At 66.8% G+C, this 25,070-nt stretch carries 22 protein-coding genes; 15 read left to right on the top strand and 7 right to left on the bottom strand.

Features of this window, described 5'->3' with window-relative positions; genetic code table 11:
- Positions 1–26: 26 nt before the first annotated feature.
- On the bottom strand, positions 27–1,565 hold the full coding sequence (locus CNE_RS27055; protein ID WP_013953480.1) for a hypothetical protein: 1,539 nt from the start codon (positions 1,563–1,565) through the stop codon (positions 27–29).
- Positions 1,566–1,990: 425 nt separating this feature from the next.
- Here CNE_RS27055 and CNE_RS27050 point away from each other — a divergent pair, with 425 nt between their 5' ends.
- From CNE_RS27050 to CNE_RS27005, 10 genes are all read left to right on the top strand, one after another.
- Positions 1,991–2,686 (top strand): sulfite exporter TauE/SafE family protein, encoded by a 696-nt coding sequence (locus CNE_RS27050; RefSeq protein WP_049800648.1) that lies wholly within the window; start codon positions 1,991–1,993, stop codon positions 2,684–2,686.
- A gap of 68 nt (positions 2,687–2,754) precedes the next feature.
- Positions 2,755–3,687 carry an ornithine cyclodeaminase family protein gene (locus CNE_RS27045; RefSeq protein WP_013953478.1) on the top strand — a complete coding sequence of 311 codons (933 nt, stop codon included), beginning with the start codon at positions 2,755–2,757 and terminating at the stop codon, positions 3,685–3,687.
- 176 nt (positions 3,688–3,863) lie between these two features.
- A complete protein-coding gene (locus tag CNE_RS27040; protein ID WP_013953477.1) occupies positions 3,864–4,595 on the top strand; it encodes a TenA family transcriptional regulator in 732 nt (243 codons plus the stop codon).
- 25 nt (positions 4,596–4,620) lie between these two features.
- Positions 4,621–6,066, top strand: coding sequence for an aldehyde dehydrogenase family protein (locus CNE_RS27035; RefSeq protein ID WP_013953476.1), 1,446 nt, complete (start codon positions 4,621–4,623; stop codon positions 6,064–6,066).
- Between the two features lie 28 nt (positions 6,067–6,094).
- On the top strand, positions 6,095–6,574 hold the full coding sequence (locus tag CNE_RS27030) for a GlcG/HbpS family heme-binding protein (protein ID WP_013953475.1): 480 nt from the start codon (positions 6,095–6,097) through the stop codon (positions 6,572–6,574).
- Between the two features lie 8 nt (positions 6,575–6,582).
- Positions 6,583–7,581: a 2Fe-2S iron-sulfur cluster-binding protein gene (locus CNE_RS27025; RefSeq protein ID WP_013953474.1), complete on the top strand. Its 999-nt coding sequence runs from the start codon at positions 6,583–6,585 to the stop codon at positions 7,579–7,581.
- A gap of 71 nt (positions 7,582–7,652) precedes the next feature.
- On the top strand, positions 7,653–8,360 hold the full coding sequence (locus CNE_RS27020; protein ID WP_013953473.1) for a GntR family transcriptional regulator: 708 nt from the start codon (positions 7,653–7,655) through the stop codon (positions 8,358–8,360).
- A gap of 140 nt (positions 8,361–8,500) precedes the next feature.
- Complete coding sequence (locus CNE_RS41765) at positions 8,501–8,677, top strand: hypothetical protein (RefSeq protein WP_010810355.1); 177 nt, start codon at positions 8,501–8,503, stop codon at positions 8,675–8,677.
- Between the two features lie 250 nt (positions 8,678–8,927).
- Complete coding sequence (locus tag CNE_RS27010; protein ID WP_013953472.1) at positions 8,928–10,424, top strand: amidase; 1,497 nt, start codon at positions 8,928–8,930, stop codon at positions 10,422–10,424.
- A gap of 42 nt (positions 10,425–10,466) precedes the next feature.
- Positions 10,467–11,771: an MFS transporter gene (locus CNE_RS27005; RefSeq protein ID WP_013953471.1), complete on the top strand. Its 1,305-nt coding sequence runs from the start codon at positions 10,467–10,469 to the stop codon at positions 11,769–11,771.
- A 32-nt stretch (positions 11,772–11,803) separates the two neighbouring features.
- Here the strand turns inward: CNE_RS27005 and CNE_RS27000 are convergent, their stop codons facing one another.
- From CNE_RS27000 to CNE_RS26985, 4 genes are all read right to left on the bottom strand, one after another.
- Positions 11,804–12,574, bottom strand: a complete 771-nt coding sequence (locus CNE_RS27000) for a sulfite exporter TauE/SafE family protein (protein WP_013953470.1) — start codon at positions 12,572–12,574, stop codon at positions 11,804–11,806.
- Positions 12,571–13,605: a phosphate acetyltransferase gene (gene pta, locus CNE_RS26995; RefSeq protein WP_013953469.1), complete on the bottom strand. Its 1,035-nt coding sequence runs from the start codon at positions 13,603–13,605 to the stop codon at positions 12,571–12,573. The genes CNE_RS27000 and pta overlap by 4 nt, the downstream gene beginning before the upstream one ends.
- Positions 13,606–13,818: 213 nt before the next feature.
- Positions 13,819–15,585 (bottom strand): sulfoacetaldehyde acetyltransferase, encoded by a 1,767-nt coding sequence (gene xsc / locus CNE_RS26990; protein WP_041228921.1) that lies wholly within the window; start codon positions 15,583–15,585, stop codon positions 13,819–13,821.
- 478 nt (positions 15,586–16,063) lie between these two features.
- Positions 16,064–17,146, bottom strand: coding sequence for a 4-hydroxyphenylpyruvate dioxygenase family protein (locus CNE_RS26985; RefSeq protein ID WP_013953467.1), 1,083 nt, complete (start codon positions 17,144–17,146; stop codon positions 16,064–16,066).
- Positions 17,147–17,410: 264 nt separating this feature from the next.
- Between CNE_RS26985 and CNE_RS26980 the strand changes: the two genes are divergently transcribed.
- The 4 genes from CNE_RS26980 (at position 17,411) to ltrA (ending at position 22,639) form a co-directional block, all read left to right on the top strand.
- The gene (locus tag CNE_RS26980) at positions 17,411–18,244 is read left to right on the top strand and encodes a shikimate dehydrogenase family protein (protein WP_041228683.1); all 834 of its coding nucleotides are present in this window, start codon (positions 17,411–17,413) and stop codon (positions 18,242–18,244) included.
- A gap of 95 nt (positions 18,245–18,339) precedes the next feature.
- Entirely contained in the window at positions 18,340–19,668 is a 1,329-nt protein-coding gene (locus CNE_RS26975; protein ID WP_013953465.1) for an MFS transporter, read from the top strand.
- Positions 19,669–19,739: 71 nt separating this feature from the next.
- The gene (locus tag CNE_RS26970) at positions 19,740–20,804 is read left to right on the top strand and encodes a porin (RefSeq protein ID WP_013953464.1); all 1,065 of its coding nucleotides are present in this window, start codon (positions 19,740–19,742) and stop codon (positions 20,802–20,804) included.
- A gap of 356 nt (positions 20,805–21,160) precedes the next feature.
- The gene (ltrA, locus tag CNE_RS26965) at positions 21,161–22,639 is read left to right on the top strand and encodes a group II intron reverse transcriptase/maturase (protein WP_013953463.1); all 1,479 of its coding nucleotides are present in this window, start codon (positions 21,161–21,163) and stop codon (positions 22,637–22,639) included.
- Positions 22,640–22,765: 126 nt separating this feature from the next.
- On the opposite strand, the gene aroQ is transcribed toward ltrA, so the two are convergent.
- The gene (aroQ, locus tag CNE_RS26960) at positions 22,766–23,227 is read right to left on the bottom strand and encodes a type II 3-dehydroquinate dehydratase (protein ID WP_013953462.1); all 462 of its coding nucleotides are present in this window, start codon (positions 23,225–23,227) and stop codon (positions 22,766–22,768) included.
- 84 nt (positions 23,228–23,311) lie between these two features.
- Between aroQ and CNE_RS26955 the strand changes: the two genes are divergently transcribed.
- Positions 23,312–24,259, top strand: a complete 948-nt coding sequence (locus tag CNE_RS26955; protein WP_013953461.1) for a LysR family transcriptional regulator — start codon at positions 23,312–23,314, stop codon at positions 24,257–24,259.
- On the opposite strand, the gene CNE_RS26950 is transcribed toward CNE_RS26955, so the two are convergent.
- The gene (locus tag CNE_RS26950; protein WP_013953460.1) at positions 24,256–25,023 is read right to left on the bottom strand and encodes an IclR family transcriptional regulator domain-containing protein; all 768 of its coding nucleotides are present in this window, start codon (positions 25,021–25,023) and stop codon (positions 24,256–24,258) included. The genes CNE_RS26955 and CNE_RS26950 overlap by 4 nt on opposite strands.
- Between the last annotated feature and the right edge of the window lie 47 nt (positions 25,024–25,070).

Below are 25,070 nucleotides of genomic sequence, written 5' to 3'. Positions count from 1 at the left end.
GGGACCTGGCTGTTGTTTGCGGCCGCCTACGACCACAACACCATCGCGGCCACGGTGGAGCAGGCCAGCCCGATCAGCACCGGGATCAGCAGCGCGCGCACCGCGTCCAGCACCGGCACGCGGGCGAAGCCGGCCACCGCGATCAGCGACGACCACGCCACCAGCGTGCCGCCGCCGGTCCAGACCGCGCCCATCTGGCCCACCGCGGCCAGCGTGGCAGGGTCGAAGCCGACCACCGGGCCGAGCGCGCCGGCCAGCGTGCCGGTCAGCGGCAGGCCTGCGAAACCGGAGCCGTCGATGCCGGTGATCATGCCGACCAGCAGCACCCCGAAGGCGACCAGCACGTGGTTGTCCGGGATCATGTGCTGGTAGGCCTGGATCAGTTCGAACAGCAGGCTCGGCGCCTTGCCCGGCGGCAGGCCCAGGATCTGCGCGGCGGTTTCGCCGGCGCCGATGAAGAAAAAGCCCGCGATCGGCAGCACCGAGCCCATCGCCTTGAAGGCGAAGACAAAGCCGTCGGTGATGTGCTCCGGGCATACGTCGAGCATGCGGCGCGGGCCTTCCGCGGCCAGCGTCGCCAGCATCATCAGCACCGCAGCGACGCCGCCGACCAACGCGGCCGCATCGCCGCCCTTGAGGTCCTGCACGCCAGCGCCGAGCTTGGGCAGCACCATGACGGCGACCACGGCGAGGAAGGCGATGGGCGTGACGATCGCGAAGCATTTCGACCACTTCACCCGGCGCCGGGCCACCATCGCCAGGCTTGCCTCGATATTGCTGTCGCTGGCCAGCGGCTCGGCGTGGGCGGTGCCCCTGGCGATCTCGGCCTTGTCGAAGGTGCCGCCGCCTTCCAGCGCCTCGGCGCTGCCGCCGGCGCGCGCCTGCCAGCGGTCGAGCAGGGTGCCGCAGGCGGGGACGATATGCTTGCGCATCGACAGATAGGCCAGGCACAGCGCAATCGTGCCGGTGATGATCGACAGCGCCAGCGCGCGATCGGCCACCACCGCGGCGCTCACCGCCGCGCCGGCCGCCTTGGCGCTGATGCCGGGCGCGACGCCGATCACGTAGTCCGATGACAGCGCCATGCCCTGGCCGGCGATGGCGATGGCCATCGCGCCTGCCAGCGGCGGCAGCCCCGCAGCGATGGCGGCCGGCAGCAGGATTGCCGAGACCAGCGGCACCGCGGGCGTGGGCCAGAAGAACAGCGAGATGACGTAAGTGATGCCCGCCAGGATAAAGAACGCCGAATGCCCGTTCTTCATCACTACGCGGAAGGGCTCGACCATGCGGATGTCGGAGCGCAGCGTCTTGAGCGCATTGAGCAGCGCCGTCATGAACGCGATCACCAGGAAGATATTGAACAGTTCCTTGGCGGCAACCAGGCTCGCGGAGAACACCCCGCCCAGTGCGGAGACCGGACTGCCGGTGAGGGCAAAGACGACCAGGGCGGTGCCGATGATGGAAGGGACGACAACATTGGCGCGCAGGATCATCGTCAGCACGATGACTGCTACCCCTGACAGATAGATCCAGTGCGCGGCACCGATCACGACTTGTTGTGACATGAAGACTCCCTGGGGGCGGAGGGGTTGTGGGGCCCCGGGTTCCGTACCAGTTCTGGAACCCAGTGTCGGTATACTATATTCCAGTGCCATCTCGCGACAACAGGTTTTTCATCCGGACTTACGCCTATACCAGAGTGGTGCAAGTTGCCCGAACGCCGCACATTTATTGGGCTTGCGGCGATGCGAAGCGTCCTTTAAGTGGTGCACAGGCGGATCGGCGAGTTTGCCCGACTGCGCTGCGACATGTAGACTGTATACCGTGTGCGGCGACTTGCAGGAGGCATGCCCCCAAGAGGCCGTCCGTCCGACGCGCTTCCTTCGCGCCTTCCAAGCCGCTTTTACGACCTGCCGCCATGGCCTCTGCCTTGCCCGCCACCTTGCTCTCCCTGCTTCCAGCCGGACTCTCCGTCCCCACATATCTATGGATGGGGGCACTCATTCTCGTGGGCGCCTGCCTGCAAGGCGTGGGCGGGATCGGCTTCGCGATGCTGTCGGCGCCGCTGGGCGCAATCTTCTTTCCCGACCTCGTGCCGGGACCGCTGCTGGCGATGGGCTGCTGTCTCTCTTTAATGGGCGCGCTGCGCGAGCGGGAGGCGATCGCGTGGCGCATCGCAGGCTTCGCCCTGATCGGGCGCGCGCTCGGCGGGGCGGCGGCGGTGCTGACCCTGGCGTGGCTGGCGCCGGGCCCGCTGGGGGTGCTGTTCTCGGTGTCGATACTCGCCGCCGTGGCGCTGAGCCTGCTGGGCTGGCGCCTGCTGCCGAGTTCGCGCAACGTGGCCATTGCCGGCACCCTGTCGGGCTTCATGGGCACCATCACCTCGGCCGGCGCGCCGCCGTTCGCGCTGGTCATGCAGCACATGGCGCCGGCGCCGATGCGCGCGACCATGGGCACCATCCTGTCCGGCGGCGCAGTGCTGTCGCTGGCCATGCTCGCGCTGGCGGGGCGCTTCGGCCTGCCGCAGCTGATGCTGGCAGCGGCGCTTGCGCCGTTCCTGCTGGCCGGCTTCGCGCTCTCGAACCGCCTGCGTGGGCACGTCTCGCCCGGCGTCGTGCGCCGCCTGTTGCTGGGACTGTGCGCAGCCGGGGCGCTTGGCGTGCTCGGACGCACGGCGTTTGCCTGACGATTTCTGCGCGCGGTTGCCCGCGCGTTTTCCTGTCTTTCCCTGCCAATCCAATCAGCGGAGTTCCCATGCAGCACATCACAGATGAGATGGTCGATGCCCACGTCAGTCCGGAGGATGCCCGGCAAGTCATGGAAGCAGCGTTTTCCAGCTTCGGGCGCGGCGACGCCGCGATGCAGGAGCGCATTCGCACCGAGGCGGGAGGCGTCAAGCTGTCCACGCTGGGTGCGGTGATCCCGCAGCAGGGTGTGGCGGGCGCCAAGGTCTACACCACCATCAACGGCCAGTTCTCCTTTGTCATCCTGATCTTCTCGACCGACGACGGCCGGCCGCTCGCGTTGTTCGACGCCGGCGCCATCACGCGCCTGCGCACGGCCGCCTGTACCACGCTGGCGGCGCAGCGGCTGGCCCGGCCCGGCGCGCGCACGCTGGCGCTGTTCGGCGCCGGCATGCAGGGTGTGCAGCACGCGCGCCAGCTCAGCGAGACGCTCGGGCTGGCGCGCATCCTGGTGTCCGATCCGCACGCCGATGAAGGCATGCCGGCGCGGCTGTCGGCGCTGTGCGGCATCCCGGTCACACTGGCGGAGCCCGATGCTGCCGTGGCGGAGGCCGATATCGTCGTCACCGCCTCGCGCGCGACCACGCCGCTGTTCGCGGGCGCGTCGCTCCGACCTGGCGCCTTTGTCGCCGCCATTGGTTCCAGCCTGCCGCATACGCGTGAACTGGACGACAGCGCGCTGCGCCGCGCCGCTGCCATTGTGGTCGAGTGGCGCCCGCAGTCCGTGCGCGAGGCGGGCGACATCGTGCTGGCCGATCCGCAGGCCCTTCCGCGCGAGAAGATCGTCGAACTGGGCGACGTGGTCCTGGGCAAGGTGTCGCCGCGCCAGCGAGACGACGACATCGTGATCTACAAGTCAGTCGGCGTGGGGCTGGAGGACGTGGCGCTGGCGGGCTTCGCCTGGTCCCGCATCGCCGGCGCGGCGGAGCGTCGCGTCGCCTGAGCGCCATCGCACGCGCCACCGACGGGTAAACACTTACGTGATTAGTCAACGAAGCCCTTGTCGTCGCTGCCTCACTGTATATAGTATACAACCATGCAAGGGCTGATCGATTTACGAAGCGACCCCGGCATCCAACCCACTCAATCGCCCCACATCGCCAACCAGGAGCCTCCGCCATGGCCGAACTGATGAACCGCGAAGAATTCCGTGCCGCCCTCGAAGAAGCCATCAAAGGCAAGAGCGCCAACAAGGCGCCATTCAGCGTGGCCTGGGCCAGCGGCAAGCTGACCCGCGCCCATCTCGCACGCTGGGCCGAGAACCACTATCACTACGTCGGCCCGTTCGCGGATTACTTGGGCTACATCTACGCTCGCACCCCGGACCGCTATACCGAAGCCAAGGATTTCCTGCTCGCCAATATGTATGAGGAAGAGATCGGCGGCGACCGCCATACCGACCTGCTGATCCGCTTCGCTGAAGCCTGCGGCACCACCCGCGAGCGCGTGATCGACCCGGACAACATGTCGCCCACCACCCGTGGCCTGCAGAGCTGGTGCTATGCGGTGGCCATGCGTGAAGACCCCATCGTCGCGGTAGCCGGCCTGGTGGTCGGGCTGGAGTCGCAGGTGCCTTCGATCTACCGCAAGCAGACCCCCACGCTGCGCGACAAGTACCAGTTCACCGACGAGGAAGTCGAATTCTTCGACCTGCATATCGTCTCGGACGAGATCCACGGCGAGCGCGGCTACCAGATCGTGCTGGAGCACGCCAACACGCCGGAACTGCAGCAGCGCTGCCTGAAGATCTGCGAGATCGGCGCGCAGATGCGGCTGCTGTACACGACGGCGCTCTATCACGACTACGTCGAGAAAGAGCTGCCGCTGCCCGAACTCGACATGGCCGCCTGAGCGCCGCAGCGCAACCGGATCGACGATGACCGTATTCCTCAACCATATCGACGGCGAATGGGCGGCCTGCCAGTCGGGCCGCACCTTCGACAACGTCAACCCGGCCGACACCGCCGACATCGTGGGGCGCTTCCAGGCGTCTTCCGCGGTGGACGCGCAGGCGGCCGTCGCCGCCGCGGCGGCTGCGTTCGCCGGCTGGAAAAAGACCCCGGTCGGCAAGCGCGCCGCCATTCTCAACCGTGCCGCCGACCATCTCGAGGCCAACGCCGACAGCATCGCCGCCGAGCTGACCCGCGAGGAAGGCAAGGCGCTGACGCTGGCCCGCGACGAGGTGCTGCGCTCGGCCCAGACGCTGCGCTTCTATGCAGTGGAAGGGCAGACCTTCACCGGCGAGGTGTACCCGAACGACGACCCCGACCAGCTCGTCTACAGCCAGCGTGAGCCGCTGGGCGTGGTGACGGTGATCGCGCCGTGGAATTTCCCGGTATCGATCCCGGCCCGCAAGATCGCCCCCGCGCTGGTGACCGGCAACACGGTGGTGTTCAAGCCGTCGTCCGAGGCACCGCTGTCGGGCTATCGGCTGGCCGAGGCGCTGGTCAAGGCCGGCCTGCCCAAGGGCGTGCTGAATTTCATCACCGGCAGCGCGGCGGAAATCGGCGCGGCCATCACCGAGGCGCCGGCCGTGCGTGCCATCTCGTTCACCGGCTCGTCGCGTGCCGGCGAGCAGATCCACCGCGCCGTGCCGCTGACCACGCGCACGCAGATGGAGCTGGGCGGCAAGAATCCGCTGATCGTGATGGAAGACGCCGACCTCGATCGCGCCGTCGACCTGACCATCAAGGGCGGCTTCTCGCTGTCGGGCCAGGCGTGCACCGGGACCAGCCGCGTGCTGGTGGCCGAGTCGGTCAAGGCGGCGTACACCGAACGCCTGCTGGCAAAGGTCGCCACGCTCAAGGTCGGTAGCGGCATGACAGCCGGGATGGACCTGGGGCCGCTGGCTTCGCACAAGCAGCTGGAAACGGTGCTGCGCTATATCGATATCGGCAAGTCCGAGGCAACGCTGCTGTGTGGCGGCGCGCGCCTGACCGGCGGCGACTTCGACAAGGGCTACTACGTGGCGCCGTCGGTGTTCACCGACGTGACGCAGCAGATGCGGATCGCGCGCGAGGAGATCTTCGGGCCGGTGATCGCCATCCTGGGCTTCACGGACTACGCCGACGTTATCGCCAAAGCCAACGACACCGAGTACGGGCTGGCGGCTGCGATCGTCACCAGCAACCCGCGCTACATCCACCACTTCGCCACGGACATCGAGGCGGGCACGGTCAAGGTCAACCGCACCACCACCGGCAACCTGGTCAACGCGCCGTTCGGCGGGGTGAAGCGCTCGAGCACCTCGACCTTCCGCGAGTCGGGGCGCACCGGGCTGGAGTTCTATACGCAGGTCAAGACGGTCTACCGCGGCGCCTGAGCCCGCCGTCACAAGGAGTCATAGAGACATGAAGAAAGCCATCAAGCTGGAACTGCGCGAAGCGCGCCATATGGTTGCCGCCGCGATCCGGCGCTCGGAGGAAATCGGCGTGCTGGAGTCGATCTGCGTGGTCGACGAGGGCGGCTACCCGCTCGCGCTCGAGCGCATGGACGGCGCCCGCATCACCGGGCCGCAGATCGCATGGAACAAGGCGTTCACGGCCGCGGGCCACAAGCGCTCCACGCACCTGTTCACCACGCCGCCCAACGGGCCGGCGCTGCCGGGCAACGAGGCCTTCGGCATCCAGTGGAGCTTCGAGGGCAAGTTCGCCGCGTTCGTGGGCGGCTTCCCGATCGTGGTCAACGACGAGGTGATCGGCGGCATCGGCCTGTCCGGCGGCAACGGCGAGCAGGACACGCAGGCCGGGCTGGCCGCGCTGCAGGCGCTGGCCGAGCTGCTGGCGCCGCAGGACCTCAAGGTGCTGGTGCAGGCCGATATCAAGAAGTAGGAGGTTCCATGTCGTACCGCATCCAGATCGCCGAAACGCAGCAGGTCTTTTTTGTCGAACGCGGCGAGACCCTGCTGCAGGCCGCCGGGCGCGCCAGTATCGCCTTGCCCCACGACTGCCAGCTGGGTGGCTGCGGCACCTGCCGCATCCGGCTGCTTGACGGGCAGGTGCGGTATGACGAGGAGCCGTTCGGGCTCGCACCGGACGAGGCCGCCGCCGGCTTTGCGCTGGCCTGCCAGGCGCAGCCGCTGGGCGACCTGGTCATCAGCACGGCGCGCGAGGATGAGGCGTGCGCCGAGCCGGCGCGTTATCGGGCGCTAGTGCAGGCGGTGCGGCCGTTGTCGGCTGACGTATTGCATATCGAACTGGAAGTGCCGGACACGGGCGCGCTCGACTACCGCCCAGGCCAGTACCTGAAGCTGCTGAGCGAGGACGGGCGCGCGCGCAGCTTCTCGATGGCCTCGGTGCCGCGCGACGGACACGTCGACCTGCATGTGCGGCGCATCCCGGGCGGCGCCTTCACCGACGGCATCCTGCCGCAAATGAAAGCGGGCGACGCCGTTGACGTCGAACTGCCGCTCGGCAGCTTCTTCTACCGCGCCAGGGATTACCGGCCACTGCTGATGGTGGCCACCGGCACCGGGCTGGCGCCGATCAAGGCCATCCTCGAATCGCTGATGGACGATCCCGACTGCCCGCCGGTGTCGCTCTACTGGGGCATGCGGAAGCCGGAAGACCTGTACCTGCACACCGATATCCCCGCCTGGGGCGAACGGCTGTATGACTTCCAGTACGTACCGGTGCTGTCCCGTGCCGGCGCAGGATGGCAAGGCCGGCGCGGTTACGTGCACGATGCGGCGCTGGCTGACCTGGGTGACCTGAGCGAGCACGCCATCTATTTGTGCGGTTCTCCCAATATGATCCGAGACGCGCGCGCCGCTTTCCTGGCGAGCGGCGCAAGCACCGACCACATTTATGCGGACAGCTTCACCTTCCAGCATTGTTAAGACATGGCGGTATACAGGGAACGGCTGGTATACAATGACGCCAGCCTTTCCGCTTACGCCTTTGCCGACCCATGTCTCTCACTCCATCTCCTGCCGCGCCCGCCGAGCCGCTGAGCCTCGGTGCCAGCCACTCGCCGCTGTTCGCCCTTGTCACCGACAAGCTGCGTGAAGGCATCCTGAACGGGAAGTACGCGCCAGGCGAACGGCTGGTGGAAAACAAGCTGTCCGCCGAACTGGGCGTGTCGCGCATCCCGGTGCGCGAGGCGCTGCGCGCGCTGGCCAGCGAAGGCCTGGTGGTGATCGAGCCGCGCCGCGGCGCAACCGTGGCCAGCCTGTCGCCAGTGATCGCGCGCGAGATGGTGGAGGTGCGCGCGACGCTGGAAGGGCTCAACGCCAAGCTCGCAGCGCAGCGCCGCGACCCGGCGCTGGTCGCTGAGCTGGAGACCGTGCTGCACCAGGGCATGGATGCCGCCGCGCAGGGCCGCGCGGATGAGTTGCTCGCCCTCAATACCCGCTTCCATGAGGTGCTCGGCACCATAGCCGCCAACAGCGTGCTGCAGGAAATGATGCGTTCGCTGCGCGAGCGCACCGCGGTGCTGTTCGGCCCGGCCAACGTGGTTCGCGCCCGCCAGAACTGGGATGAACACGCCCAGATCCTGCAGGCAGTCATCGCCGGGGATGCCGACCTTGCCGCCTTGCTGGCCGCGCGCCATGTCTACAGTGCCGCCAAGGCGGCAGACTTGCCGGTGGACGGGCAGGGCAGGGCAGAGGCGGCCTGAGGGCGTCGGGCCCCGGGTTTTTCCTCTCCCGTTTCCAGCATGTCGTTGCATGCCCGGCAACTGGGCATTGCATGCGCCGCCATGGCGCATTGCACCAATTTAGGTATACTGTAGGCATTCCAGATCAATAGGGATTTACCATGCAGTCGCCTGAGCAACGCTATCTTTCGCAACCCGTCGGCCAGCAACTGTTGCACCACTTTGCCGCGCGCAATGCCGTCCGCCATGCCACGCCGCTGCTGCCGCTGCGCCTGCGCGATATCGGCCGCTTCTTCCTGGCGCTGGGCGGCCGCGCCCCACGCCGTGGCCACTGCTGATCCAGCCTGACTGACCCGGCGGCGTAAGCACGCCGCCGCTGCCTCCTAGCAGGCGTTCTGCCTGCCGACCCTTCCCCCTTCTACGCTTTTCAACCGCTGGCGTGCTTCAGCGCGCTCGCGCATGACACTTTCGCTTGCGCTCCGTTCAATACGGAATATAGTATACCAACACATTCGCAGTACTTCCCGAAGCCTGTCCTATACACTCCCACCGCGCCGCTGCCGGCTCGGATAATGACAAGGAGTCGATGTGAACCTGTCCGACCGGGCTCCCGGCCGTTTTCCGCCGTTGTGGGAGGTGGCACAGCGGCTCGCCGCCGGCGAAGTCTCCGCGGTAGAACTGGTGGATGGCTGCGAAGCCGCGTGGCACGACTGGCACGGCATCATCAATGCGCTGGTGCTGTCAGATTTCGATGCCGCCCGCTCCGCCGCGCTGGAAAGCGACCGGCGGCGCCGGGCAGGGCAAGCGCGCGGCGTGCTCGATGGCGTGCCGTTCTCGGTCAAGGAGTCGTTCGACGTCGCCGGCTGGCCGACCACTTGCGGCAATCCGGCCATGCAGGGCCATGCAGCCAAGCGCGACGCCGCAGTAGTGCAGCGCCTGCGCAATGCCGGCGCCGTCCTGCTCGGCAAGACCAACGTTCCGCTCGGCCTGCGTGACTGGCAAAGCTACAACGCCATCTACGGCACCACCCGCAATCCGCACGATCCGTCGCGCACGCCGGGCGGCTCGTCCGGCGGCAGCGCGGCGGCGGTGTGCGCCGGCCTGTCATATTTCGATGTGGGCTCCGATATCGGCTCCTCGCTGCGCAATCCGGCCCACTACTGCGGCATCTTCTCGCTCAAGCCCAGCCATGGCCTGGTGCCGCTGGCAGGCCACGGGGTGGGGCCGGCGCGCTTCGGCGAACAGGACATCAATGTCGCCGGCCCCTTGGCCCGCAGCGCGCGCGACCTGGAACCGGTGTTGCGCGCCATTGCCGGCCCGCACGGCGACGAGGCGCTGCCCTACCGCCTTGATCTGCCAGAGTGTCCGCACCGACGGCTGGCCGACTTCCGCGTCGCGGTGTTGCCCACCCATGCGCAGGCTGAAGCCGACGGCGAGGTCGCCGCGCGAATCGAAAAACTGGGCTGCTGGCTGGCCGGGCAGGGCGCGCGCGTGGACTGGCATGTGCGGCCGGATTTCGATGCGGCCGAACTGTGGCACGTCTACGTGACGCTACTGCGCGCGACCACCGCGGTGCACATGGACGATGCGGCCTATACCGATGCGTTGAACCGCACCGCCACAGCCGCCGCAGACGACCATTCCTACGCCACCCTCCAGTACACCGGCGCGACCCTGAGCCATCGCGACTGGCTGCGCCTGCAGGTGGCCCGCGAACGCTTTGCCACCGCGTGGCGGCGGTTCTTCTCTACCTATGACGTGCTGCTGTGCCCGGCCGCAGCCACCACGGCCTTCGCGTTGGACGAGGCCGGCGAGCCCTGGCAGCGCAGCCTCACCGTCAACGGCCGCGCGCAGCCGATGACCACGCAATTGTTCTGGGCCGGCCATTCCGGGCTGTGCGGGCTGCCTTCGGCGGTGGCGCCGATCGGGCCGGGCACCAGTGGCCTGCCGGTCGGCGTGCAGATCGTCGCCGGCCGCTACCGGGATCTCACCGCGCTGCGCTTTGCCAGCCTGCTGGAAGACGCGGGCTACGCGTTCCGGCCGCCGCCGCGGCCGTCTGTCTTGCCGGCGGACCACAACAACTAAGCCACAACACCACACACACTACACACACCACAGGGAGGGATCATGTTCGACTGGTTCCGTGATTTGTCGCGCATGGAGCGCAAGGGCTTCTATGGCGCGTTCCTTGGGCATGCGGTCGATGTCTTCGACTTCATGATCTATTCGTTTCTTATCTCCACGCTGCTCGGGCAATGGGGCATGAGCAAGTCGACAGCGGGCGCCATCGTCACCTGGACGCTGGTGTCGTCGCTGGTGGGCGCGATCGGCGCCGGCATCCTGGCAGACCGCTACGGGCGCGTGCGGGTGCTGCGCTGGACCATCGTGGTGTTCGCGGGGGCCTGCTTCCTGTGCGGGCTGGCGCAGTCGCCGGAGCAGCTGATGCTGTTCCGCATGATCCAGGGCCTGGGGTTTGGCGGGGAGTCGTCGCTGTGCATGGTGCTGGTGACGGAGATGATCCGCAACCCGGCCCATCGCGGCAAATACTCGGGCTTTACCGCCAGCAGCTATTCCTTCGGCTGGGGCGCGGCCGCCATCGTGTACGCGATCGCCTTCAGCGTGCTGCCGGCGGAGACGGCGTGGCGGGTCTGCTTCTTCCTCGGCATCCTGCCGGCGCTGGTGGTGATCTACCTGCGCCGCAACCTGGAAGAGCCGGAAATCTTCCTGAAGAGCCGGGCGGCCGGCCGGCAGGGGGCGGCGCTGGCAGGCCTGGGCCGGCTGTTCCGTGGGCCCCTGCTGTCCAAGACCTTGCTGTGCAGCCTGCTGTCGGGCGGGATGCTGGGCGCGTACTACGCCATCGCTACGTGGTTGCCGACCTTCCTCAAGACCGAGCGCGGCCTGTCGGTGTTCGGCACCAGTTCTTACCTGGCGGTCACCATCATCGGCTCACTGATCGGCTACGTGGCGGGTGCCTACGCCACCGACCGCTGGGGCCGGCGGCTGACCTACATCGCCTTCGCGGTCGGGGCGTTCGTGGCCGCGCTGGTCTATATGGTGATCCCGGTGTCGAATACGTCGATGCTGTTCCTTGGCTTCCCGCTCGGCATACTAATGCAGGGCGTGTTCGCGGGCATCGGCGCGACCATCTCCGAGTCTTATCCCAACGATATCCGGGCAACGGGGTATGGCGTTTCGTATAACGCCGGCCGGGTGATCGGCTCGCTGTTCCCGCTGTCGGTGGGGTGGCTGAGTACGGGGCACACCTCGCTGCCGAGCGCGATCGCCATCGTGGCGGGAGTCGGCTACGCGATGGTAGTGGTCGCCGCGGTGCTGCTGCCCGAGACTACCGGTATGGACCTGGGGCAGGCGGGCGGCGGCGGGGAGAAGGAAGAGACCGCGCCGCTGGCGCAGCCCGCAGGCTCAATCGCCTGAGGCCGGTCCCGGCTCTAAGGGCGCGCGCGCCCTTAGAGCACCCACACCGAAATCGCCGGCAGCATCAGGCTGGCCCCGATCCCGATCAACACCCCGAACGCCACCCTGCGCGTCGTGGCCGGCGAGAACGGCGGCGGAAAACGCCGCCCCAGCAACGTGGCGATCACCACCACCGGCACGGCAATGGCGGCCTGCACGCACACGGCGGCATCGAGCTGCCCCTGCCAGGCCGAGAACAGCGTGCGCACGGTGGAGGTCACGGTAAAGACCAGAATCAGCGCACAACGGATTTCAACCGGCTTCATCGGCTGCCGGTAGAACTGGAAAATCAGCGGCGGGCCGGAGACGCCGAACATGCCGCTCAGCAGTCCGCCGAATACCCCGCTGACAAAGAAGGTGCCGTCGCCGGAGCGTTGCGCCAGCGGCGCGGGCTTGAGCGCGGCGCTGAGGCCGCCATACAGGATCACGGCGCCCAGCAGCAGCTGCAGCAGGGTGGCTGCGCTGGAACTCAGGTACTCCAGCACCAGCACGCCGACCACTACCGACGGCAGGATGCCGATGGCCGCCGCGGCGACGGCGCGCCAGTCGATATGCTGCAGCTTGCCTGGCAGCGCGCAGGCGCTGTTGGCCAGCGTGACCAGGCTCACCACCGCGGCCACGGTGGCCACGGGCGCCAGCCCAAGTCCGCTGGTGACGCCCATCACGATCATGCCAAGGCCAAAGCCGGTCACCGTCTGGAAATAGGTGCCTGCGCCGAGCAGGGCCTGCAGGCCCAGCAGCGGCAACAACAGTTCTGCCTTCATGCCGCCGCCTGCTCGCCCTTGCCGGCCTGTTCCGCGGTGGCTTGCGCCTGGACCACGGTGACGGCGATGACATGGAACACATCGTCCGCGCTGCAGCCGCGCGAGAGGTCGTTGGCGGGCTTGTTCAGCCCCTGCAGCATCGGCCCGATGGCCTTGGCGCCACCGACCCGCTCGGCCAGCTTGTAGCCGATATTGCCGGCTTCCAGGCTGGGGAACACCAGCACGTTGGCGTGGCCGTTCACCTGCGAATGCGCGACCTTGCGCGCGGCGATCTCGGCGACGATGGCGGCATCGAGCTGCACGTCGCCATCGATGGCCAGGCCCGGGCGTTGCGCGCGCACGCGCTCGGTGGCGGACACCACCTTGTCCACCGCCGCATGGCTGGCGCTGCCGCTGGTCGAGAACGACAGCATGGCCACGCGTGGCTCTTCCATCAGCAACGTGCGTGCGCTGTCGGCCGCAGCCATGGCGATATCGGCAAGCGCATCGGCATCCGGATCCACCACCAGCCCGCAGTCGGAGAAGATCAGCCCGCCCTTGAGCGTGTGGAAAGGCTCGCACAGCATCATCAGAAAGAAGCTCGACACCAGCCGGAAGCCGGGTGCGAGCCCGATCAGCTGGATCGCGTTGCGCACTACGTCGGCGGTGGTGTGGTCGGCGCCCGCCACCGAGCCGTCGGCGTGGCCGAGGCGCACCATCAGGTTGGCGAAGCACAGCGGATCGAGCACGGCGCGCTTGGCTTCATCGAGCGTCATGCCTTTCTTCTGGCGCAGCGCAAAGAGCTGCTGCGCGAACGAGGGCGCGAGCGCCGAGGTGGCCGGGTCGACCAGCGTCATGCCGTCCAGCCCGATGCCGTGGATGGCCGCGGCGGCGTTGATCTGGCGCGTGTTGCCGACCAGCACGATGCGCGCGATGCCTTCCTGCGTGGCGCGCTGCGCGGCCTGCAGGATGCGCGGGTCTTCGGCCTCGCATAGCACGATGCGGCGGGGGGCGGCGCGGGCGCGGTCGATGATGCGGAGGATGGCTTTCATGATGGTTGGCTTCAGAAACGGAAAAAAGGGCCGGAGCCCTTGTCATGCTTGCGGTGTGCTCCCCTCTCCCGCGTGCGGGAGAGGGGCAGGGGGGGGCGGTGGCATGCCACCAGGCGGAACTTCGTGGAGATCCCCGCCCTCACCCCAACCCTCTCCCGCAAGCGGGAGAGGGAGCAAACCGATCGCAAGCGGGGCGCCTGTACAGGCTCAGACTCAGACGTAGTCCTTGTACTTGTCCAGGTAACGCACCGGCTTGGCCAGCGCATCGCGGCGGAACGGGTCGCCCAGCTCACGCGTGCACATGATCTCGATGATCGTGGTCTTGCCATGATTCATCTGCAGGTCGATGGCACGCTTGAGTGCCGGGCCGACATCTTCCAGCCGATCCACCACGATGCCTTCGGCACCCATCGCCTTGGCGATTTCGGCAAAGCTCTGGTTGTCCAGCTCGCCCGCGACGAAGCGGCGGTTGTAGAAGTCCACCTGGTTCTTCTTCTCCGCGCCCCACTGGCGGTTGTGGAACACCACCGCGGTCACCGGGATGTTGTGGCGCACGCAGGTCATGGTTTCCATCAGGCTCATGCCCCAGGCGCCGTCACCGGCGTACGACACGGCCGGGCGGTGCGGTGCCGCGACCTTGGCGCCGATGATGGTCGGGAAGGCATAGCCGCAGTTGCCCCAGCTCATCGCCGCGAAGAAGCTGCGCGGCTTCTCGAAGCGCAGGTAGCTGTTGGCCACCGAGTTGATGTTGCCGATGTCGGTGGACACCATCACGTCTTCCGGCATGGCTTTTTCCAGCTCGCGCAGCACCTGGCGCGGATGCAGGTACTGGCCGCCGGTGGGCGTGCGCTCCTGCTTCTGCTCTTCGATCATGTCCAGGCTGTACGGGTCGCGCTCATGGGTCCAGTCGTCCAGCTCCTTCTCCCACGCGGCTTTCTCGCTGGCGATGTCGGTGGCGCGGGCGTCGCGGGTCGCGTCGCAGGCCAGCGTGCGGCCGGCCAGGCGCTGGCTCAGCGCGACCGCGGCGGCCTTGGCGTCGCCGCAGATGCCCACCGAGATCTTCTTCACCAGGCCCAGCATCTTGTGGTCGGCGTCGATCTGGATGATCTTGGCGTTCTTCGGCCAGTAGTCCATGCCGTGCTGCGGCAGCGTGCCGAACGGCCCCAGGCGCGAGCCCAGCGCGATCACCACGTCGGCGCGCGAGATCAGCTTCATCGCAGCCTTCGAGCCCTGGTAGCCCAGCGGGCCGCACCACAGCGGATGGCTGGCGGGGAACGAGTCGTTGTGCAGGTAGCTGTTGACCACCGGCGCGCCCAGGCGCTCGGCCAGGGCCTTGCACTCTTCGATCGCATCGGCCATCACCACGCCGCCGCCCGAGATGATCACCGGGAACTTGGCGTTGGCCAGCAACTCGGCCGCTTCGTTCAGGCTCTGCTCGCCGCCGGGGCCGCGGTCGAGGCGGCGCGGCTGCGGGATCTCGACGTTGACCTTGCCGTAGAAGTGGTCACGCGGGATGTTCAGCTGGGTCGGGCCCATTTCCGCGGTGGCTCGGTCGAAGCAGCGGGCGGTGAACTCGGCCATGCGCGCCGGGTTGGTGACGTGGCCCTGGTACTTGGTGAACTCCTGGAACATCGGCAGCTGGTTGGCTTCCTGGAAGCCGCCCAGGCCAATGCCCATGGTGCCGGCCTCGGGCGTGACGATCACCACCGGGCTGTGGGCCCAGTAGGCAGCGGCGATCGAGGTCACGCAGTTGGAGATGCCGGGGCCGTTCTGGCCGATCACCACTCCGTGGCGGCCCGACACGCGGGCGTAGCCGTCGGCCATGTGGCCGGCGCCTTGTTCGTGCACCACCGGGATCAGGCGGATGCCCGCCGGCGCGAAGATGTCCATCGCATCCATGAAGGCCGAGCCCATGATGCCGAACATGTCGGTCACGCCATTGGCGGCCAGCGTTTCAACGAAGGCTTCCGACGGGGTCATGGTCTGCGGGCCGGCCGGGACCTGGCTCTCCTTCGCGGCGGCCGAGCCACCGGAAACGGCGGGATTCGAGGTGGTATCGAGGTCGCGCATGGCGTTGTCTCCTGATGAGGGTCTTATAAAGTGGAACAGGACGTTCCGGAAAATTGCTTGTTGGGGGAAATGTAGGCGGAAGACTCCGATTGGTCAATAGGAAGTTTTGATTTATGGAATGAAACGCATGAAAAAATGAGACGAGAATGCGATTGAAGTATCGTAAGCGCCATTTATCGGGCGTTGATACGCGCTGCGAGGACGGGGAAATCGGGATGCGCCCGGGCCGGGCAGGCAAGCAGGACGCCGGTGAGAGATCACCGGCGCTGGCGAATAAGGCGGGAAGTGTGACGAGCCCGCCGCCTCAGGGACGCGGCGAGGAAGTGCGAGCTGGCGCGCTCAGCAGGGAGCGGTTTGACTGGGCTGCATGCTGGTAAAGGGGGCCGTGTCAGCGTACCGACAGCGCTTCCAGCACTGGCAGGTTGCCCTCGCCGAAGCCCTGATGCCCGTCGCGCTGGACGATCTCGAAGAAGAACTCGCCCGCCTCGCGCCTCACGAACGCCTGCAGGAAGCGCTCCTGCGTGCGATCGGCACGGATGGCGCCGTCGGCCAGGATGCCGTAGCGCTGCAGGGCGGCCAGGTCCAGGCCATGGCCGGGCAGGCGCGTGTCGACGGAATCGTAGTAGGCTGCCGGCGGCTGCACAAACTGCACGCCGTTGCCCGCCAGCGCAGCAGTGCTGGCGAGTATGTCGGCGCTGGCCAGCGCAATATGCTGGATGCCCTCGCCGTGCTGGTCCGACAGGTAGTGGCGCATCTGGTCATGGCGCGTCGTTCCCTTCTCGTACAGCGGAATGCGAATGCGCCCGCACGGCGACACCAGCGCATGCGCCTCGCTGGCTGGCTGGAGCTCGCGGAAGCCCAGCACCTTGCAGTAGAAGTCCAGCCATTCCTCGAGATGGCCTTGCTCCACGGCCTGGGTCAGGTGGTCGACGCGCAGCAGCCCCGCGTCCGGCGCATTGTCGGGCTGTGGCAACGGGCGAAAATCGACGTCGTAGATCGAGATATCGCCCACGTCGCCTGGCCGGCCTTCCTTGCCGCGCCAGCGGTCGATGAAGTAGAGGATCGACTGGCCGATGCCCTGGATGGCGGGAATATTGAGCTCCATCGGCCCCACGGTGCCGCCCTCGAAGGGCCATGCGCCAGCTTCCAGCGCGCGGGTAAAGGCGGCCGCGGCATCGTTCACGCGGATGCCGATGGCGCAGATCGACAGGCCGTACTCGCTGGCATAGCGCGTCGCGAACGAATCCGGCTCGGCATCGACGATGAAATTCATCTCGCCCTGCCGGTACAGCTTCACGGCCTTGTGGCGGTGACGGGCGATGGCGGCGAAGCCGAAACGTTCAAGGGTGCGACCCAGCGCGGCCGGGTCGGGCGAGGCAAATTCGATGAACTCGTAGCCCTGGATCCCGAGCGGGTTGTCCCACGTCTGGAAATCGTCGGCGCGCGGGGAAGAGACGTCTGCGGCGCTCATTGTCGTTGCTCCTGTTGGGTGGCGATGGGGGGCGGTGCCGGGCCATTGCGGCGACGATCGGATCATAGCAACGCGCCCTCGCCGGGCCGCGCCTGGACGGCGCATCGCAGCACCTCGTAGAAACCCGAACTGCGCGCCTTGATCGCGCATATGCGTTCACTGATCGCGCAATATGGCGTAAAGGACGCTTGGCTGGCGGGCAGCCGGCCACTAATCTCCGGTCATCGAAACGCACCCGGGCCGGCCGCCAGGCTCACCAACACCATGATCAATGGCAAGACCACGCTTATCCCGCACCTTGGCTATCCCACGGAGTCGTTCAAGGCGCCGATGATCTACAACCCCTGGTTCGCTCAGCAGGGCATCGACGCGGTGGTGGTGCCGATGGGCGTCAAGCCCGACAACTATGCCGAAGTGTTCCGCTCCCTGTTCCGGCTGACCAATATCCGCGGCGCGCTCGTGACCATGCCGCACAAGGTCGCCACGCTGGAACTGGTGGACGAGCTCACGCCGGCCGCCCGCATCGCCGGTGCGTGCAACGCCGTGCTGCGGCGCGACGACGGCACGCTGGTCGGCGACCAGTTCGATGGCGCCGGCTTTGTGCGCGGCATCGTGCGCAAGGGCTGCCGGCCGGAAGGCGCGCGCGCCATCGTCTCCGGCAGCGGCGGCGTGGGCAGCGCGATCGCCGCCTCGCTGGCGCAAGCCGGCGTGGCGGAACTGGCGCTGTTCGATGCCCGCGAAGGCGCCGCGCGTGCGCTGGCCCGCCGCCTGGCCGAGCATTACCCGGCGTTGCGCGTGAGCACCGGATCGGACGATCCGCAAGGCTTCGACGTGGTGGTCAACGCGACCCCGCTCGGCATGCACGCAGGCGACCCGCTGCCGTTCGACGTCGCGCGCATCGCCCCCGGCGCGATGGTCGGCGAGGTGGTGATGAAGCACGAATACACCCCCTTCCTCGAAGCCGCACTGGCCCGCGGCTGCAAGGTCCAGGTGGGCACCGACATGCTGTTCGAGATGATTCCGGCCTACCTGGAGTTCTTTGGTTACGGCACGGCCACACCTGAAGCGCTGCGCGCGGTTGCGCAGATCCGGTATTGAGGGCAGGGCGCGTGCCCTGGCCGACAGCCGAGCGGATGCCATCCCATAAAGGCACGCCGGCAAGCATTTCCAATCTAACGGTGGAGACAGACAAGATGACCACGACTCACAAGGAGCTGCCGGCTGCTGCGGCACCCGGCAACTCGCTCGGCGACAAGATCCGCGCCGCCTTTGCCTTCGGCAAGGTGCGCTGGGGCATGCTGGCGCTGGTGTTCTTTGCAACCACGCTGAACTACATCGACCGCGCTGCCCTTGGCGTGCTGCAGCCGGTGCTGGCCAAGGCCATGTCCTGGACCGCGCAGGACTACGCCAATATCAACTTCTGGTTCCAGGTGGGCTACGCCATCGGCTTTGCGCTGCAGGGGCGGTTCATCGACATGGTCGGTGTCAAGCGCGCGTTTGCGCTGGCGGTGCTGTTGTGGAGCATCGCGTGTGGTGCCCATGCCTTTGCGGCGTCCGCGGTCGGCTTCATGATCTGCCGCTTCTTCCTTGGCTTGTCGGAGGCGGCCAACTATCCCGCCTGCGTCAAGACCACGCGTATCTGGTTCCCGGCGAGCGAGCGCGCCATTGCCACCGGCATCTTCAATGCCGGCACCAATGTCGGCGCCATGCTTACGCCGATCATGCTGCCGCTGATCCTGCAGGCCTGGGGCTGGCAGGCGGCCTTTATCGTCATCGCCTCGCTGGGTGCGATCTGGCTGGCGTTCTGGTATGCCCGCTACCACAACCCGGAACAGCACCCGACCGTCAGCGCCACCGAACTGGCCCACATCACGCAAGACGTCGAACCGCCTCCGCACCGCATCCGCTATTCGCAAATCCTGCGCATGCGCGGCACCTGGGCCTTTGCCCTGGCCTACGCCATCACCGCGCCGGTGTTCTGGTTCTACCTGTACTGGCTGCCGCCGTTCCTGAACCAGCAGTACCAGCTCGGCATCAGCGTCACGCAAATGGGCCTGCCGCTGATTGTGATCTACCTGGCGGCCGACGTGGGCAGCGTGGGCGGCGGTGCGCTGTCGTCGTGGCTGATCAGCCGCGGCATGCCGGCAGTGCGTGCGCGCCTGCTGTCGATGCTGATCTTCGCCGCATGCATCACCTCGGTGGTGATGGCCGCCGGCGCCAGCAGCCTGTGGATGGCCGTGGCCGCGATCTCGGTCGCGATCGGTGCGCACCAGGCGTGGACGGCGAACATCTGGAGCATGGTGATGGACTACACGCCCAAGCATGTGGTCAGCTCGGTGTTCGGCTTCGGCGGGATGATCGGCGCCATCGGCGGCATGTTCATGACGCAGCTGGTCGGCTACGTACTGACATCGACGCACAACAATTATGCGGTGCTGTTCACGATGATCCCCTGCGCCTACTTCATCGCGCTTACCTGGCTGTTCTTCCTCGCCCCGCGCAAGGTGCCGGAAGTTGCCTGACGCCTTTCGATGTTGCCTGACCCGGCGGGGCGTTCGCCCCGCCGCCAATAAAACACAGAGACAAAGCTCCAATGCAAAAACGAATGATTGCGCTGCTCGCGTTGGGCGCGGGCAGCCTGCCAGCGCTCGCCCAGACTTCCGGTGGCGTCACGCTCTACGGGCTGCTGGATACGACTATCCGCTACAGCACCCATGAAGACGCGGCCGGCCACGGCCGCACGCAGATGACCGATGGCGTGCTCACCGGCAGCCGCTGGGGTCTGCGCGGCACCGAGGATATCGGCGGAGGCAACAAGGCCTGGTTCATCCTGGAGTCGGGCTTCGCGCCCGACACCGGCACCAGCCAGCAGGGCGGGCGGCTGTTCGGGCGCACCGCGGTGATCGGGCTCGACGGCGGCTACGGCAAGCTGGCGATCGGCCGGCAGTACACGCTGGCCCATGAGGTGCTGTCGTCCTACGAGGCCATGGCCTTCGCCAACAACTCCATCGTCGGGTATCAGGGCGGCAACTACACCGGGCTGCGCTATGACAACACCGTCAAGTACATCAAGAGCTTCAACGGCCTGCAGGTGGCGGCGGCCTACACCTTCGGCGAGGTGCCGGGCAGCATCAAGAGCGGCTCGGCTGCGGCCGGGTCGCTGGTCTACAGCTCAGGGCCGCTGGAGATCGGCACGGTCTACCAGCAGACGCAGAACGTGACCTCGGCCTTCTTTGGCGCGGTGCCGGCGGCGCTGGCCAGCAAGCAGACGGTGTGGGGTCTGGGCGGTACGTGGAAAGCGGCGCGGGCGCAGTATTACCTCGGCTACACCAATAACCGGCTCGATGTGGCCGACTATCGCAACAATGTTGGGTATGTCGGGACGCGGTTCAATATCACCGACGCGCTCGCGTTCATCGGCACGCTGCAGTACGACTGGCTGCGCCATGCGGGGCAGGGGGGCAAGCGGCTGACCACGGCGGGCATGCTGGACTACAACTTCAGCAAGCGCACCGATGTGTATGTGGAGGTGGACTACACCCATCTGCAGGGGCAGTGGATTGCGTTGAACAGCTCGCCGACGTTTGCTAACAGTGGGAATACTTATGGCAATTCGTCGCGCATCGGGGTGATGGCGGGGGTGCGGCATAAGTTCTGAGTGCGCCGGGAGACCGGCAAGGAGTAGGTGGTGAAAGTCCACTACGATGAAGGAATAGCGAACCACATCGGCCCCGAGCCGTGCGCAGGCTACCGTGAGGTGGTCGGCGAAGCGTCGGTAGGGGAGCGTGTGGGCCAGCCATTGAGCCGCGATAGTTGTGTTGTTCCGGGTGCCGACGCGGTTCAGAACGCGGAAGGCAACATGAAGGGGCGCGTGAACGCGAGTGCCTCGACGACCCGGCGTGGTCAAAGACCCTGGCACGCACGGACGCTCCTTGCGCGGGAACCGGGAGATCTCGCGTCTGGCCAGTCGCAGCATGGGCTGGTCCGCATCGGGAAGGCGAGGAGCCGTAGCCGATGATGAACGGATGGGAGAAGTCAGACTCCGCCGTAGTAGCGAAGAAACCTGCGAACAACGCCGGGAGACCGACTGCGGAGTGGGTGGAGCGAAGGGCGGGGACCAAGGGGAACACGGGTCAATCCAACACGTGCCGGGCACAGAACCGGGTAAGCGTGCCACAGGGTTTGGTACGTGTACGTCAAGCTGCAAGGCAGCGGAAGAAGGAGCGGTTCACCGCGCTTCTGCACCACGTCACGGTCGACCGGCTTCGGGAGTCGTTTTATGCGCTCAAACGCAACGCGGCACCAGGAGTGGATGGCATGACGTGGCGGTACTACGAAGCGGGACTGGAAGAGCATCTTCAGCGTCTGCACACGCAAGTACTCAGCGGAGCGTATCGGGCACTGCCCGTTCGGCGGCAGTACATACCCAAGCCGGACGGCAAGCAGCGCCCATTGGGGATTGCCGCACTGGAAGACAAAGTCGTCCAGCGCGCGGTGGTTGAAGTGCTAAATGCGATCTACGAGGAAGACTTTCTCGGTTTCTCGTACGGGTTCCGACCCGGACGCAGTCAGCATGATGCGCTGGACGCGTTGGCAACGGCCATCATCCGCACCCCGGTGAACTGGATTTTAGACGCCGACATCCGGAGTTTCTTTGACTCGGTCAGCCAGGACTGGCTGGTTCGATTCGTGGAGCATCGGATCGGCGACGAGCGCATCATTCGTCTTGTGCGGAAATGGCTCAAGGCGGGCGTTTTGGAGAATGGAGAACTGAGCGTCAGTGAAACAGGTACACCGCAGGGGTCAGTGGCGTCGCCACTGTTCGCGAACGTGTATATGCACTACGTGTTTGATCTCTGGGCCAACCGGTGGCGACGGCGGGAAGCTAAAGGCAACGTCATTATTCTGCGGTACGCAGATGATGTTGTGGTTGGCTTCGAGCACGAAGCTGACGCGCGGCGCTTCTGGGACGCGATGCGACAGAGGCTGGAGGAGTTCTCGCTTGTGCTTCATCCGGACAAGACGAGGTTACTGGAGTTTGGTCGCAACGCAGCGGCCAACCGCCAGCGTCGAGGTCTTGGCCGACCGGAGACCTTCGCCTTCCTGGGTTTCATCTTTATCTGCGGACGATCGCGTCGGGGTGCCTTCCAGCTGCAGAGGAAGACCCGAGGTGATCGCATGCGGGCGAAGCTCAGGCAGATCAAGGAGGACCTGCGGCGGCGCATGCACGAACCGATTCCTGCGCAAGGAAAATGGCTCAGGCAGGTGGTGCGCGGATACTTCGCGTACCACGCAGTACCAACGAACTCGCGAGCACTCGGCGCCTTCCGTTACCACATTGTTGACCTCTGGCGGCGGGCGCTCCGGCGCCGCAGCCAAAAGGATCACATGACGTGGACGCGGGTCGAGCGGATCGCGGATGCCTGGCTCCCACAGCCTCGAATCCTTCATCCATGGCCCGACCGGCGCTTTGACGTCAAACACCCGAGGTAGGAGCCGTATGCCCGAATCGGGCTCGTACGGATCTGTGCGGGGGGTGCTCAGTAATGGGCATTCCTACCGCGATTGGGGAATGCCGCCGCGCAACGCCCAATGCGCGGTGGCATCTGCTTAATCCGTTTATTCAGCCGCGGCCGCTGTCACCAGCACCAGCGCCTCAACCGCCAACGCATATCCCTTCACCCCCAGCCCCGCCATCACCGCCCGCGCCACCGGCGAGATCCATGAGTGATGCCGGAACGCCTCGCGCGCGTGCACGTTAGAGATGTGGTACTCGATCAGCGGCACCGCCGCGCCCTTGATCGCATCATGCAGCGCAATCGACGTATGCGTCAGCGCCCCCGCATTCAGCACCACGCCGACCATTTCCCCTTGCGCGCATAGCCGCCCGGCTTCATGGATCCAGTCGATCAGCTGGCCTTCATGGTTGGTCTGCCGGCATTGCGCCTCCAGCCCTAGCCGCTGCGCGGCTTCCTGGCAGATGCGCTCCACATCCGCCAGCGTTTCACTGCCATAGACTGCCGGCTCGCGGGTGCCGAGCAGGTTGAGGTTGGGCCCGTTGAGCACCAGTACTGTCTTCATCGTGTCTCCTGGAATCGGCCGCGGCGCTGGCGCGGCCATCGCCGATAGCCTATCGTTACTCCCTTCATCCCATCATCGACCGCCATGGAAACTCAGAATGCGCTGACGGCGAACAATGACCCGTTCCTGCGGGACCTGCGGCTGTTCTGCACGGTAGCGCGGCGCGCCAGCTTTATCGCCGCCGCCAACGAGACCGGCATTTCGCCGGCACATGTCAGCAAGCGCATCGCCATGCTCGAAGCCATGCTGGGCGCGAAGCTGTTCCACCGCACCACGCGCCGTGTCAGCGTGACCGCCGAGGGCGAGAGCGCCTTTGCGTGGGCGCAGAAGATCCTGGAAGACGTCGACGGCATGCTGGAAGCGGTGGGTGCCACCGGGGGCGAGCCACGCGGGCTGCTGCGCATCGCCACCAGCGTGCGGCTCGGGCGCAGGCATGTGGCACCGGCGCTGTCGCGGCTGCGGCGGCAGCATCCGGGGCTGGAGGTCTGGCTGGAGCTGCTCGACCGGCGCGTCGACCTGATCGGCGAAAGCTTCGACCTCGACATCCGCGTGGGCGAGGTCGAGGAGCCGCACCTGATCGCCAGCAAGATCGCCAGCGGCAGCCGCGTGCTGTGCGCCGCTCCCGCCTACCTCGCGCGGCGCGGCATGCCGGAGCACCCGGGCGAGCTGCCCCGGCACGACTGCCTGCTGCTGCGCGAACGCGACCAGGCCTTTGGCGTATGGCGGCTGCAAGGGCCTGACGGCTGGGAGACCGTGAAAGTGACCGGACCGATGGCATCGAACCACAGCGACGTGACCCACCAGTGGGCACTGGAAGGCTTCGGCATCATCATGGCTTCGGTCTGGGACGTGGCCGCCAGCGTGCGCGCCGGCGAACTGGTGCGCGTGCTGCCGGACTGGCAGCAGCCGGCCGATGTCTGGGCCGTGACCAGCGCGCGGGCGTCGGCCTCGGCGCGGATGCGCGTGTGCCTTGAGTTCCTTAAGGCGCAGTTGTCGCAGGGACCGCAGGCGCTGGCGACGACGCTGGACTAAAGCACTCGCATGATCAGCAGCGCGGTGTCTTGCAACACCTGCAATACCCGGTCCAGCGCCTGCTGTGCGGTCTCGTCGCCGATCGGCATATTGACCGACAGCGCGGCGATCACCTTGCCGTGGCGGTCGCGCAGCGGCACGGCGATGCCGCGCACACCGGTCTGCAGCTGTTGCTCCAGCATCGCATAGCCCTGCGCGCCAGCCTTGCGGATCTCTTCGAGCAGGCGCTCATGCTGCAGGATGGTGTAAGGGGTGTAGGGCGCGAGCACGACAGATTCCAGCCATTCGCGCACCTGCTGCTCGGGGCGCGAGGCCAGCATCATCACCCCGGCCGAGCCCAGCGGCGCCGGCACCCGTGCCCCCAGCACGAAGCCGGTGCTCATCACGCGGCTGGTGCTGGTGCGGGCGATAAACACCAGCTCCCAGCCATCGAGCACGCTCAGGTAGGCCGCCTCGCCGAGCTGCGCGGTGATTTGCTGCAGGAACGGCTGCACCGTGCGCGGCAGCCGCGCCGAGTCGAAATACGACCAGCCCACCTTGAGCACGCGCGGCGTCAGGCTGAACAGCGTGCCGTCGCTGGTGGTGTAGCCGAGGTGCTCCAGCGTCAGCAGGTAGCGGCGCGCGGCAGTGCGCGTGAGCCCCGTCAGCTGCGCCGCCTGCGTGGGCGTGAGGCGCGGATGGTCGTTGTCGAAGGCCTCCAGGATGGCCAGGCCTTTTTCCAGCCCGGCGATCCAGTCGCGCCGGTTCAGCGGTTCTTTTTCCATGGTTAACCCGAATTTCGCGCGAGGGATGATCGCAATGGAGCGATTGT

Source organism: Cupriavidus necator N-1, from assembly GCF_000219215.1.
In the GTDB taxonomy this organism is placed as follows: domain Bacteria; phylum Pseudomonadota; class Gammaproteobacteria; order Burkholderiales; family Burkholderiaceae; genus Cupriavidus; species Cupriavidus necator.
The sequence above is the reverse complement of the archived record's forward strand: the minus strand, read 5'-3'. Positions and strand labels throughout refer to the sequence as shown.